Origin of the sequence: Snodgrassella gandavensis, from assembly GCF_914768025.1 — a bacterium.
Lineage (GTDB): Bacteria > Pseudomonadota > Gammaproteobacteria > Burkholderiales > Neisseriaceae > Snodgrassella > Snodgrassella gandavensis.
Window position 1 is genome coordinate 90180 of record NZ_CAJZCE010000010.1, and the last position, 13155, is coordinate 103334.

Sequence of the window (13155 nt, forward strand, 5' to 3'; positions counted from 1 at the left end):
ACTGTTGCAAAAACTGCTACCATCTGGCCTGAACTCAGTAAGGATAATCCATGAACCGCATGTATATCGAACCACCTGAACACTGGCTCTTTCATACCCGCATCAGTGTCCATATCGGCGACATTAATTACGGTAACCATCTGGCCAATGATGCTGTACTGCGCCTGTGCCATGAAGCACGCCTGCGTTTGCTGGCTTCTTTAGGCTTTAGTGAAATGGATGTGGGTGGCACCGGCCTGATTATGCTGGATGCAGCTCTGCAATTTCAGGGACAGAGCTTTTATGGTGACGATCTAGACTTTGATTTAGGTATAATCGACCTGAGTAATACTGGTTTCAGCCTGATTTACCGCATTCGCCGAGCCAATGATGGCGCAGCTATTGCCATGGTAAAAACTGGCATGGCCTTTTTTAACTACCAACGCCAGCGTATCAGCCGCACGCCGGAAATTTTTCGCAACGCCCTTGCTCAGAGTCTTTAAATGCAGCCAGCACCACCTCCGAATTGGATACTATGGAATGAATTTTTCCAGCACCTACAGCAGCGCGGCTTATCACCCTTAACCAGCACTGCCTATAGTCGTGATCTGATTCAGCTAAGTCAGATTTTGCCCGCTAACCTTACTTCTGCCTGCGTTACCCGTCTGCATCTGGTTGGCGCACTGAAAAAGCTCAGTGGCATGGGTGATAAGCCTGCTTCACTGGCACGCAAACTCAGCACATGGCGTACTTACTTTAATTTTCTGCAACGGCAGGGGCAAATTAGCACCAATCCTACCAGCAACATTAAAGCACCAAAAGCCGGCGCCCGCTTACCCAAAGCGGTACCGGCAGAAAAACTCAATCACTCTTTTGACCAGCCTACTGCTAATGACCCCTTATCGCTGCGCGATCAGGCCATTTTCGAACTGCTGTATGGCAGTGGTTTACGTTTGGGCGAACTGGTATACCTGGATTTACACCATCTGATGCTGGATGAACACTGGGTACATGTGCAAGGTAAAGGCAACAAACAGCGTCAGGTTCCCTTAGGGCAAAAAAGTATCGCGGCCTTACAGCGCTATTTGCCTCACCGCTACGCAGTTGCCGGCGAGAATGCGGTTTTTACCAGCAAGCGTGGCACACGCCTGAGTACACGCCAAATCCAGAATCGCCTGAATGTCTGGTCGATTACCCACGACAGTGACCGCCACCTATCTCCGCATATGCTGCGGCACAGTTTTGCCAGCCATGTGTTACAAAGTGCTCACGATATCCGTGCCGTACAGGAGCTGCTTGGTCATAAATCTATCAGCACCACCCAGCAATACACCAAACTGGACTTCAACCATCTGGCACAAATTTATGACAGCACCCATCCCCGTGCCAAACGTCGTAACAAATAGCCACTTGATATCTGAATCTGCTTATACTTAGTCAAACCCAATCCATAATTGCCATTATTGTTTTGCTGAACTTTCTGGGACAGTTATTCCCAGTGCACGAGATACTGCTTAGCAAAACTGACCAAAATCATTCTTTGTCTGGGCAACGTTATGTCAATGACTATGGTAGATGCACACAAACCCACACTAAAATATGCCATTTTAATTATTTTACAGCATCAGATATTACTTACTCCATGCTCATTGATCTGGTAGTTTTCATGACCACAAAGAACATAACAAATTAGGGCTTAAATATAATAGGCTGGGTATTATTCCGAGTAATAAAAAGAAAAACATGCTCTTCAACTCGAACTGTTTCAGCTATTTGCCATTATTTATTAACCAGTCAGACCTAGTTAAATTCCGCTTAAAAAAACTGAACAACTCAACTACCAAGCTTTTTAAGTAATGCCGCCAATCGACCGGACGCATTTTTATACGGAGAAGATGTATTCAGTTGAATCATTCGTCCTCGCGTGTATTTACCATACCAAGTAACCTCATATAAAGCTTCATTACTAAAGCCTTCAATAAGCTTGATTATGTCATTTTTATTTTTGTCCAAAAGACGAAGTAACGCATTATAATCATTTATATTTTTGTAGTCATAATAAAATTTCTGCGCTAATTGTCCTAATTCATTCCACTTAAAACCGACTTCAGGAAAAATGATTTCCTGCCCTTTCTCTTCCTGAACATGCCAAGACAATACTAATTCTCCCCAGCCAATTAAATAAGAAACCAATTGTGCGACACTCATCGTACTGCCTTTAACATGTCCTTGCATAAGAGGTTCAAATGCCTTTTGCACAGGAACAGACATCAATTTTTTGATTAACAATGCGTAATTCTTATTTATCGCTTCTATTAATTCATTTTTTGGATTCAGGTATTGCCATAGTCTCCTCCCTGTGGTCTATTCTGCATATTTCTAACTATTCTGTTCTATACCGCGCACAATAATTCTACTGCCTGTTGCAATGTTTCCTGTCGCTTGGCAAAACATACCCGTACACACTGCTGGCTAAAACCATCATGATAAAATGCCGCCAAAGGTATTGTGGCCAGCCGATGTTTAATCACTAGCTCACGCACAAACTCATTCTCTGGCGCAGAACTGATGGCACTGTAATCCAGCACAATAAAATACGTTCCCTGAGGCACATATACCCTAAAGCGCGAATCATGCAAACCGGCCAGCAGAAAATCACGTTTCTGCTGGAAAAACCGGCCTAAATTTTCATAGTGTGACGCATCGGCCAGATAATCGGCAATAGCATACTGCGTGGGCGTATGCACACTAAACACATTAAACTGGTGCACCTTGCGAAATTCAGCCATGAGTGCCGGCGCAGCCACACAATAACCTACCTTCCAGCCAGTTGCATGTAACAGCTTGCCAAACGAACCAACAACAAAAGTCCGCTCGCGCAACAACGGATGTTTTAACAGCGTATGTGGCTGAATATCGTCAAAAACCAGATGCTCATACACCTCATCACTTAACACAAAAACATTACTGTCCTGCACCACCTCTGCCAAAGCAGCAATGTCAGCCATACTGAACACCCGACAGGCCGGGTTATTCGGATTATTCACAATAATCAGTCGCGTACGCGGCGTTATTAATGATTTAACATAATCCCAGTCTATAGCGAATTCCGGCGCAGTCAGCCGTACTGGTATCATTTTGCCACCAAACAAAGTTACCGCTGGCGCATAACAATCATAAGCAGGCTCAAAACTGATTACCTCATCACCCGGGCGAATCAGCGCAGCAATAGTCGTAAAAATCGCCTCAGTTCCCCCCGCAGTAACCGTAATTTCCTGCTCAGCATTGACTGTCAGCCCATGCACCCGCTGAAACTTCGCCTGAATGCGCTCACGTAATACAGCCACACCAATCATCGGCGCATACTGATTATCACCAGCAGCTAAATAATGCTCAACCAGCCCAATTAACTTCGGATCAACCGCGTAATCAGGAAATCCCTGTGACAAATTCAGCGCGCCATATTGTGCCGCCAGTGCCGACATCACACTAAAAATCGTTGTCCCCACCGCTGGTAATTTAGAATCCAGAGTCAACATCATTTACACCAGAAAAAAATAAACATCATATAGATACATACTTAAATTAACAATAAATTTGTATTTCACAACAAAACAGTGCAATCAGTCACCAATTAGGAATAAACTAAATAACCCAATAAACCAACACTACTCACATTATGAAAAAAATCATTTTAGTATTATGTCTTAACCTTAGTCTGGCTACCCCAGCCATGGCCGAACATGCCCACTGGGGTTATCAAGGCGATTATGCCCCGGAAAACTGGGGTAAAATGGCTGGTGCGCAAACATGCGCCACTGGCAAAACTCAATCCCCGATTGATATCTTTGCCAGCAAAACCAACCAGAAACTACCCAAACTGAAATTTAACTATCGTCATGCCAACATTAACAAAATAGCCAATAGCGGCCATTCACTTCATTTTTACTTTAGCCCAAACAGCACGCTTACCTACAACAACAAAACCTACACACTGGTTCAGTTTCACGCCCACGAACCAGCCGAGCATACCATCAATGGTGTACGCTATCCGCTGGAATTACACTTTGTTCATCAGGCAGCCGACCACAGTAATCTTGTAGTTAGCGTATTTGTGCAGGAAGGCAAAGAAAACTCCTATTTTGAAAAGCTGGCCATATTCAAACAACTGGCTCAAAATAGTAACGAAAGCACCGACATTTTATTCAATCCCGAACAACTTTTCCCGCACAACCATAGTTACTACCGCTATACCGGCTCACTGACTACCCCGCCATGCAGCGAATCAGTAACATGGATATTATTCCGGCAACCCATTACCCTGTCGAAAGCAGAAATCGAAGACATCTCTCATTATTTGGCCAAAAACAATAACCGGCCTATTCAGCCACTTAATAACCGTATCATCGAAAACAACTAAATCCACCCAACTTAACAACAATCAGGTTCTCACATATCCCGCCATCAGCAACAGTGGCTTTGCTGATGGCATTAAATTTGACACCCAAGACACCAGCCACCTTTGCCTGTCGACGGAAATATTGTTTGCTAATCAAATATTTTTACACCAACAACATTCAGAACAACGGTCTCAACGTATCGTTTGTCCCAAATAATAACCGGCTGTTCGATGTATTGGTCTGTTACCCCAACCGTGATGCCCACAACATCAAATGCCCTCACAGCAAGTATGGCAACAACAAGGCTCCACACTCAACCTCACCATCGACAACCAATAAAAAATATTACCCTTATTTGGGTAAAACCGTATCCGAATCCGGCCATAATATACATTTCAGCCTCAACTTATCATTCTGATTGCAACATATTCCCTACCTACCAGCCCAGATAAAAATCACTTGGACAAGCCTAATTACAACAATCCTCTTAATCAACTTACAAATTAACCAGCTCCCAGCCCGAGAAAATGTTATTCTATTTACAAATCAACCGCTTTAACTCGGCATACGGGCTTACTGTATCCCTATGCCTGCTGCTACAAAGGAAAAACATATGCAAATTACCACTCTACTCTATCCAAATTTTGAAACACTGGATGTATTCGGCCCTGTAGAAATATTTGGCAAAGTACCAGATTGGAATATACAGTTTTACTCCCAAAACGGTGGTTCAATCAGCAATCAGGATGGCGTATGCATTGCTACCGAAAGCTTTACTGCTATCCCGGCAAATATTGATACGCTTTTTATCCCCGGCGGACAGGGCGCCCGCATCCTGATTCAACACACCGATTTTATTAACCAGCTAAAGTTACTGGCACAAAAAAGCCAGTATGTACTAACCGTATGCACTGGCAGTGCCCTGCTGGCCAAAACAGGATTACTCAATGGACGACGGGCAACCTCCAACAAACGCGCTTTCGACTGGGTAAAAACCTCATCTGCACAAACACATTGGGTAGAAAAAGCCAGATGGATAACTGACGGTAAGTACTACACCTCCTCCGGCATCAGTGCCGGCATGGACATGGCGCTAGCATTCGTACAAGACAGAGTCGACAAAAATACCGCCCAACAAATTGCAACCAGAATCGAATATCACTGGCAGCAGGACAGCCTGCAGGATGAATTCTGCTCAAAATAAACCACATCAGCCCAATCAGTAATAGTTAAACAATATATAAATCATTGTCATACCGAAACATAAAAAATCATTAGCTTGGTTTATCCTTAATTCATTACTGTTTTATTTACACAAAATAACATTATCATGCAGTACCATAAGTACCCTTAAACCATTCAAACTGCCTAATCAGTCCCAATCAGGAATAAATCATGCTGTTAAATGAGCAACAAAAAATTGGTCTGTTTTTCGTAGTACTGTACTCAATATTTTTTATCATATTTATGCAGACACATCTCATGTCTGGGGTTATTTCTGGCTTACTCACCTATACCCTTACCCAGAAGCTCGAAGATTTTCTGGCCAGAAAAATACACCGCTGGGGTAACAAAGCAAAACTGTTTTCCGTATTACTGCTCTCGTTGCTCATTATGGCTCTACTCATTGGCAGCTTTGGTTACCTTATCAGTTGGGTTATCGGCGTTGCCAAAGACCCGCAACAAACCCTCACCCACATTCAAAACCTATTTAACAGCATTGCCAACTCATTGCCTAAAGAATTGAGTAATTATCTGCCCGATAATCTGATTGAGCTGCGTGCCAATGCGCTAAACTTCATCAAAGAACATGTCCTCTATCTTCAGTCAGTAATCAAACAGCTATTCCACTCACTACTTATCATCATCATCGGCATGATTATCGGCTTAATAGCAGGCTATCAACAAAATAAACGCAACATCACCGAAACTCCCTCCACCTCCACCATCTACATGCAGGCACTAAAAGATGGTCTCGACCGCCTGATATTAGTATTCCAGTACGTCGCTTTCTCACAAGTCATGATCGCCCTGTTTAATACCATCATGACCGCCCTCTTCCTGCTGGTTGTCTTACCCGTATTCGGCATCCATCTGCCATTCAGTAAAAGCCTGATACTCGCTACCTTTATACTTGGCTTAATACCCATCATCGGCAATCTGATAGTTAATACCATCATGTGTCTGGTTGCCTTTACCATCTCATTCTGGATTGCCGTCATCGTACTGGCATACCTAATCATTATTCACAAAATCGAATATATACTGAATGCCAAAATAGTAGGCACCAAAATCCATGCCGGCATCTGTGAGCTGCTTATTGCCATGGTCCTTTCCGAAACCCTATTTGGCGTAATCGGGTTGGTATTTGCTCCTATTTTTTATGCCTTTCTAAAACTATCACTAAAACAGCTCAAAATCATTTAATTCAGCCAATCCATTCTTCTTTCCGCATTACAACTCGACTATTTATCAAAAAATGTTTACGAAAAAAGCACCTCATCAGAGGTGCTTTTATTTGCTTGTATTACTGAACAATTCTGTTTAGAACATGTATTTTATCCCAGCCATACCTTGCGTATCACGCTGATCATGCTTACCCAACTGCTGCGATATATTACCCCATAAACGTAAATTGTCTTTTATTTGTCCTTCCACACCTATCTTAATTTCCGCCATATTGTGACGTCCCCTGATGGTTGTTGTTGCATCCGTCATATTAACGCCATAGTCTTTTGAGTTATGTAGCCAGTTGATCTCTGCAAACGGTTCTATGCGACTGGCAGACTCTTTATGCTGATGATGTCTGTCTAGTGACACGCGCATACCCAGACGAGTCTGAATATTGCCGTTTCCTTTACCATACACACGAGTGCCATTACGTTCAGTATGATCATTGGCTTTAACATCTGACCATTGAATCTGCGCCTGCGGACGGAGGTAGATATCATGCTGCATATCAGCAGATAGCTGATATGCAGCTACATGATAATCATAACCTGTTTCTAGTGATGCGCTCATGCCATGACTGTGATATTTTTCTTTGGCAAGCTGTTCTCCCTGAACGGTATTATTGAACCAGTTATACAGAATCCAGCTATCAATGTAAGCACCGTTGCGCTCGTGCGGATTCTGGTACCACGTAGCATATATACCAGCACTGTAACCTTCTACTTTACCATCAGAATGGTATCCGGAAAGATGGTTGCGGGTAGTACTGTTCTGTTTGGCATAACCGCCGGTTAAACCAATATGCAACTGATCATACTCTGCGAGCGATCCGGCCAGAATATCGCCACCGATCTGGAACACAGTACGATTGGCAGTGGTTTTGGATTGCTCATCAGACATGGTATTTTTATTATGTCCCTGAACAATTCTTACCCATGCACTATTGTCTTTTTTTTCTCCGCTAACCGGATCTGTGTACCAGCCATTGCCCTGACGACCGTGTAAACGCATGCTGAAGAGGGTATTGGCCGCGACCAGATTACTGGCATAGCTGCCTGCCTCGGGACGAAAAACGCGAATTTCTTTATTTGAAGAATGCGAATTATTTCCTGTACCAGAACTGTTGCCACCGCTGTTATCAGCATCCGAACTGCCTGTGCCAGCACCATCTCCAGTAGCATCTGATGGATTATCTCCAGAATTTGTCTTCACCTTACTGGTCAGATACCAGTTATTCATATTTTGACCAGAGTTTGTTCCTTGTTGCAGATGATATTCAAAACTACCGGCAATAATACGCCCTTTCTGTTTAAAGGCATCACTGGTTGTACTGGTTGTGCTGATAAGTTCAATACCTTCTATTGTTTGTGCACCGGTGCTGCCTTCATTCATTACTTGAACATTAGTAGTGCCTGTTGCAGTGCCATTGATTTGCAGTTTGTCAGTTATGCTGTGATCGTCACCCAGTATAGCGCCGAATTGAACTGTTCCCCCCTCACCAATCCAGTTACCATCCTGAATATAAGTTTGTCCTGTACAGTTTTTACAATTATTGAGGATCAGTGTACCGCTATTATGCATATTACCTGTTACGGTAACCGCATTGCTCAATCGGCTAGCACCGAGATCATTGATCAGTATTACTCCCTGATTCTTAATCAGACTGATTTCTTGGTTGTTGCCGCCTAGATTTAAGGTACCTTCTGGCTTAATATTCATCTCAGAAGTACGGGCTATAGCATCGGCTACAGCTAATCTAAGAGTACCATTATTGATGTTGGTTGCACCGCTATAGGTGTTTTTAGCCGATAGTTGCAGTGTGCCCAGCCCTTTTTTAGTTAAGCTTTGCCCATCCCAATTATTATCGTTTTTACTCTTGTTACCAGTTAGATTAACATTAAGGTTAAGAGTTGCATCTTCTCTTAAATCAAAGATGCCATGACCATCACCACTTTCATCAAACCATTTTAATCCGTATTTTAAATTTTTCTGTCCATTATCCAGCATGAGTCCAACATAATCTTTAGCATGCGCAGTTAATAAGCTGTTAGTAGTAGTATTATCATTATAGTTACCACTGATCCCATTATCGGTACTTGCTAGTGTAATTTCGCTTTGATCCCAGTTGCTGATATTGAGGTGAATATTGGTATTATTAAAAGTGATTTTATCTGCATGCAGATAGGCCTTATCTGCTTTTATGTCGATTCCATCGGCAAAAGTGAGGGTAGTTCCATTACCAAAGTCAGCATTTTTTGAGAATGATACTTGCTTACCGGAAAGGGTAACATTAGTGTTATCATTTGCCTTTAAATTGCCATTAATCGTGGTTTCTGCTTTGCTGATGATTTTTAAGGAGTTACTAGCTCTCGCGTCACTAGCAAGGACAATATCACCCTGAATATCAGAGCCTGCTTTAAGGGTCAGGCTGCTATTACCTGCGGACAAGTAAATGGCTGCACCATCTTGGACGGAAGTATTACCTTGGCTATTATCTCCTTTTTCACCTTTAATAATATGCCCGCGGTTAATAATGGTAAGGTTGCTGCCACTGATGGCATTTCCACCATTGCCACTACTACCTAATAAGTCATTAGCGCTAACGGTGCGCCACTCGTCGTCGTTGTCATCTTGAATTAAACCTCTCTTGCCACCTTTGCCACCTTTAATTGTGCCACTATTAACGATTTGCAAATCATCACCATTAATCGCCGCTGCTCCGTTGCCACCATCGCCACTGTTTTTGTCTATGGCGTGACCTCCATAACCGCCATCACCTCCTTGAATTATATCACTATTCTCAATATGCAAATGAACGCCATTAATTGCTATTCCACCGTTGCCACCATCGCCGCCATTGTCATCATGCATATCACCAGCGCCACCTTCGCCACCCTGAATAGTTCTCTGATTATTAATTGTTAACTGATTACCATTAATAGCCATGCCGCCATCACCACCATGATGGACGGTACCGATACCGCCGTCACCTCCTTGAATTGTTCCCTGATTTTCAATTGTTAACTGATTGCCATTAATAGCCATACCACCATAGCCACCATAGCCACCATAGTCATTGTTGCCAGCGTAGCCGCCTTCAATCATTCCATTATTTTTATTATTAATAGTTAAATTATTTCCAATGATTGCAGTTCCACCATGACCACCATGGCGAAGCCCGTCCCCCCTGTGACCGTCACCGCCTGAACCACCACGAAGCGTACCGCTATTATCAATTTGCAAATCATCTCCATTGATGGCCGCACCACCGCTGCCACCATTACCCCCATCAAATCCATAACCACCATTGCCACCTTTAATTGAGCCTTGATTATCGATTTTAAGATGATCTCCTTTGATGGCTACTGCGCCGCTGCCACCGTAGCCGCCACCAAGATTGCCATTTCCTCCGGAAATCAAACCATTATTATTAACTTGCAGATAATTTCCATTGATAGCCACTGCGCCATTGCCGCCATTGCCGCTTTTTTTTCCATAACCGCCTTCACCGCCTTCACCACCTGCACCGCCGCCGATGAAACCATTATTCTCAATTCGCAGATGATCTCCACTGATTGCTACTGCGCCGTGGCCACCATCACCACCATCACCATCATCATCATCAGTGCCATTACCGCCATTACCACCACCAATTCTCACGTCTGAATTTACAGAAATCGGGTTATCTGCGATAAGAGTTCCATCCTTTGTCTGGAAGATGTAAGCTGCTTTCCCATCGGTGCCGTTTTTGCTGACATTAGTATTTGTAATTCCATCCAGATCGTCAAGTGGTTGAAGTTCATACGCTATACCATCACCGGGGAGGGTAATAATCTGTGTTTCTGCTGCTGCCTGCGTGCTAAACACCATGCCACTCAATGCTATGGCCACACTTACTGTGGCTGTTTTTTTATATGCACGAGTAAGCTCGCCAACAGCAATCCAAGTCTGATGCAAAGCACTCCAAATTAATCGGTAAATACGATTCATTTTATTCCTTAAGATTCAATATATTGCTTAATAAGCAAAATTTATGCGCTCTTATTAAGCGCACATAATATGTTATTTAATTAATTTAGCAGTAGCAGGGTTTATTTTTACTGATTAACCGAAAGCTGACCGGTATGTGTGTATTTGCAGTAAAAATTGCCGTTCAAATTTGAAAACTATGAATAGTTGCACAATGAAAAAATTTTTAATTTAAACGAATTTTCTTTCATTCCTTTAATTCAAGTTAAACCAATGAAATATTCTACTAAATTTATGACAGATTTTCCAAAAAAACAGCAATTAATTATAAGTTAAATTTAGTTAATGGTTTTATTTTAATGACAATACAGATTCAAACCATAAAATTAAAGGATAGTCGTTTGTTAAATTCTACAGGAGGCAAGTAGTCTAACAATGAATGTACTCGTTTGTGATTGTGCCAATAAACATAAATAGCAAAGGCTAGTTGTAGTTTTCCACTTGTCATCAATTTTTCTCCTTTAATAAACTCAGTTTTAATGCTTTTAAATGTTACTTCAATTACTGCATTGTCATATAAACACCCTTTTTACTCAGGAGTATTGAACATTAAATGCGTTGAAATATCTATCTAGTAACTAGGTCATCAAACACCTTTTTGCTATCTAAATGAAATAGATTTAATGAGAGCAATGGTTGCTTAATCTGGCTTAATGCAGACATCACTATATCTGCTATTGTATGTTGACCGACACTGTAACCGGCAAGCGGGCGATTAGATACATTCAGTAACACACATAAATTATTCCAGCGATGGTTAATACGAATATAGGTTAAGTCTGCCACTATAATCTGCCGTTTGTGATACCTATCTCAAACTGACGTAGTAAATGATTAGCAGTTGCTACGCTACTGCGTCAACTATTCTCGATATCGTTTAAGCGTATACTTTGATATCAATGATAGCGACTCTATTACCCAGGCAATATAACGACGGGAAATGCTGATGCCTGCTTGTTGTCTGGCAAAACAAACTCGCCTAGTCCCATACGATTGATAGCTGCGATTAAAAATAATCAATATTTTATCGGCGTAAGTAGCAACCGATTTCTGTTTAGTTGCTTAGCATTAATAATAGGCATAGTGTCTGGATATCCCTAAGCCGTGCCATAATGCCGCTACAGTATAACGATGTTGGTTTACTTTTTGATTTTCGTGCCATGATTAGTACAGTCTGCTTTAGGATATCGTTTTCGATCCATAGCTGCTTAAGGCTCTTTGGCGTAACGCAATCAGTTATTTTGTTCTGGAATGCAATTATCTTTAATCTTAAATGAACCGCTTTTACTTGATTGGTTTATCCAGCGGTTTAAAGCAAATGGTGCCAAATCATATTCCTTGACTAATTCACTGCGCGATTTCCCCTACTGATAAAGTTTAACCATTTGCGCTTTGAAATCAGCACTAAAAGTCCATCGTACGCGTCTTTGTTGATTCATCTTTTTTCTTTTTAAAGTTAAGTTTACATTACCTCCTAAAAAGTTGTATGAATTAGTGTAGCCTGTCCAAATAACCAGACAGCGAGCACAGATTTATGAAGAAATTTTGCAATACAATAGTTATCCAATCTGATATACACTAAATCTTTTTAAGAACTACCAGAATGCCACTGCACATTGTCCTGTACCAACCTCAAATACCCGCCAACACTGGCAACATCGCCCGTACCTGTGCCGGCACTCATACCAGCCTGCATCTGATTCACCCACTCGGCTTTTCCACTGACGACAAAATGCTTAAACGCGCCGGTCTAGATTACTGGCCTCACGTAGACATTCACTACCACGACAGCCTGGAAGCCTTTATAGAGATGACAGAAGCTCAAACTAATGCACAGGTATACTTGATAGAAACGTATGGCACACGCAACTACACTGAGTTTGATTTTAGGGATAGTTCGCAGGAAATTTATTTTTTATTCGGCCGTGAAACTACTGGCCTGCCCGCAGAATTCGCTCAGGCACGTAGCAATAACTGCCTGCGCATTCCTCAGTCTGAGCATATCCGCTCTCTGAATCTATCCAATGCCGCTGCAATTGTGCTGTACGAAGCATTGCGGCAGCAGAAATTTTATAGACTTGGCTAATCCACTCTATATACAGTAAGCATCAATACAAACAGCAGCACCAAGGCTGCTGTTATGTTTGGCTAGCAGGCATCTATAATCATTGCCTCCTACTCCTTACCACAACGCAAGAAACCCGGCTGATCTCTCAACCGGGTTCTTCTCTTATGGGGCGTCTGGCGGTGTCCTACTTTCACATGGGTATCCATACTATCATCGGCGCTAGGTCGT

General features: G+C 42.4%; 9 protein-coding genes and 1 pseudogene. 6 read left to right on the forward strand and 4 right to left on the reverse strand.

Going from position 1 to position 13155, the window contains the following annotated elements:
- The first annotated feature begins 50 nt into the window (after positions 1 to 50).
- Both MJ764_RS08340 and MJ764_RS08345 read left to right on the forward strand, forming a co-directional pair.
- The gene (locus MJ764_RS08340) at positions 51 to 482 is read left to right on the forward strand and encodes an acyl-CoA thioesterase (RefSeq protein WP_239326104.1); all 432 of its coding nucleotides are present in this window, start codon (positions 51 to 53) and stop codon (positions 480 to 482) included.
- Positions 483 to 1385 (forward strand): tyrosine-type recombinase/integrase, encoded by a 903-nt coding sequence (locus MJ764_RS08345; RefSeq protein WP_239326105.1) that lies wholly within the window; start codon positions 483 to 485, stop codon positions 1383 to 1385. It abuts the gene before it with no gap.
- Positions 1386 to 1812: 427 nt separating this feature from the next.
- On the opposite strand, the pseudogene MJ764_RS08350 reads toward MJ764_RS08345, so the two are convergent.
- Together MJ764_RS08350 and MJ764_RS08355 are read right to left on the reverse strand one after the other, a co-directional pair.
- Positions 1813 to 2326 (reverse strand): annotated as a pseudogene (locus MJ764_RS08350) (ClbS/DfsB family four-helix bundle protein).
- A gap of 46 nt (positions 2327 to 2372) precedes the next feature.
- Positions 2373 to 3521 carry a methionine aminotransferase gene (locus MJ764_RS08355; RefSeq protein WP_239326106.1) on the reverse strand — a complete coding sequence of 383 codons (1149 nt, stop codon included), beginning with the start codon at positions 3519 to 3521 and terminating at the stop codon, positions 2373 to 2375.
- Positions 3522 to 3658: 137 nt separating this feature from the next.
- On the opposite strand from MJ764_RS08355, the gene MJ764_RS08360 reads away from it, so the two are divergent.
- The 3 genes from MJ764_RS08360 to MJ764_RS08370 all read left to right on the forward strand — a co-directional run bounded on the left by MJ764_RS08360 (position 3659) and on the right by MJ764_RS08370 (position 6806).
- Complete coding sequence (locus MJ764_RS08360; RefSeq protein WP_239326107.1) at positions 3659 to 4399, forward strand: carbonic anhydrase; 741 nt, start codon at positions 3659 to 3661, stop codon at positions 4397 to 4399.
- A gap of 593 nt (positions 4400 to 4992) precedes the next feature.
- Positions 4993 to 5583: a DJ-1/PfpI family protein gene (locus MJ764_RS08365; RefSeq protein ID WP_239326108.1), complete on the forward strand. Its 591-nt coding sequence runs from the start codon at positions 4993 to 4995 to the stop codon at positions 5581 to 5583.
- A gap of 191 nt (positions 5584 to 5774) precedes the next feature.
- Positions 5775 to 6806, forward strand: a complete 1032-nt coding sequence (locus MJ764_RS08370) for an AI-2E family transporter (protein ID WP_239326109.1) — start codon at positions 5775 to 5777, stop codon at positions 6804 to 6806.
- A 117-nt stretch (positions 6807 to 6923) separates the two neighbouring features.
- Here MJ764_RS08370 and MJ764_RS08375 read toward each other — a convergent pair whose 3' ends face one another.
- Together MJ764_RS08375 and MJ764_RS11650 are read right to left on the reverse strand one after the other, a co-directional pair.
- Positions 6924 to 10820, reverse strand: coding sequence for an autotransporter outer membrane beta-barrel domain-containing protein (locus MJ764_RS08375; protein WP_239326110.1), 3897 nt, complete (start codon positions 10818 to 10820; stop codon positions 6924 to 6926).
- A 352-nt stretch (positions 10821 to 11172) separates the two neighbouring features.
- Entirely contained in the window at positions 11173 to 11361 is a 189-nt protein-coding gene (locus MJ764_RS11650; RefSeq protein WP_420853944.1) for an IS3 family transposase, read from the reverse strand.
- Positions 11362 to 12462: 1101 nt separating this feature from the next.
- Here MJ764_RS11650 and trmL point away from each other — a divergent pair.
- Positions 12463 to 12945, forward strand: a complete 483-nt coding sequence (trmL, locus tag MJ764_RS08380; RefSeq protein WP_239326111.1) for a tRNA (uridine(34)/cytosine(34)/5-carboxymethylaminomethyluridine(34)-2'-O)-methyltransferase TrmL — start codon at positions 12463 to 12465, stop codon at positions 12943 to 12945.
- Positions 12946 to 13155 lie beyond the last annotated feature (210 nt).

What these genes read in the sequence shown, in the direction of transcription:
- trmL (WP_239326111.1), top strand. Translation starts at nt 12,463, where the DNA reads ATGCCACTGCACATTGTCCTGTACCAACCTCAAATACCCGCCAACACT.
- MJ764_RS08345 (WP_239326105.1), top strand. Translation starts at nt 483, where the DNA reads ATGCAGCCAGCACCACCTCCGAATTGGATACTATGGAATGAATTTTTC.
- MJ764_RS08360 (WP_239326107.1), top strand. Translation starts at nt 3,659, where the DNA reads ATGAAAAAAATCATTTTAGTATTATGTCTTAACCTTAGTCTGGCTACC.
- MJ764_RS08365 (WP_239326108.1), top strand. Translation starts at nt 4,993, where the DNA reads ATGCAAATTACCACTCTACTCTATCCAAATTTTGAAACACTGGATGTA.
- MJ764_RS08370 (WP_239326109.1), top strand. Translation starts at nt 5,775, where the DNA reads ATGCTGTTAAATGAGCAACAAAAAATTGGTCTGTTTTTCGTAGTACTG.
- MJ764_RS08340 (WP_239326104.1), top strand. Translation starts at nt 51, where the DNA reads ATGAACCGCATGTATATCGAACCACCTGAACACTGGCTCTTTCATACC.
- MJ764_RS08355 (WP_239326106.1), bottom strand. Translation starts at nt 3,521, where the DNA reads ATGATGTTGACTCTGGATTCTAAATTACCAGCGGTGGGGACAACGATT.
- MJ764_RS08375 (WP_239326110.1), bottom strand. Translation starts at nt 10,820, where the DNA reads ATGAATCGTATTTACCGATTAATTTGGAGTGCTTTGCATCAGACTTGG.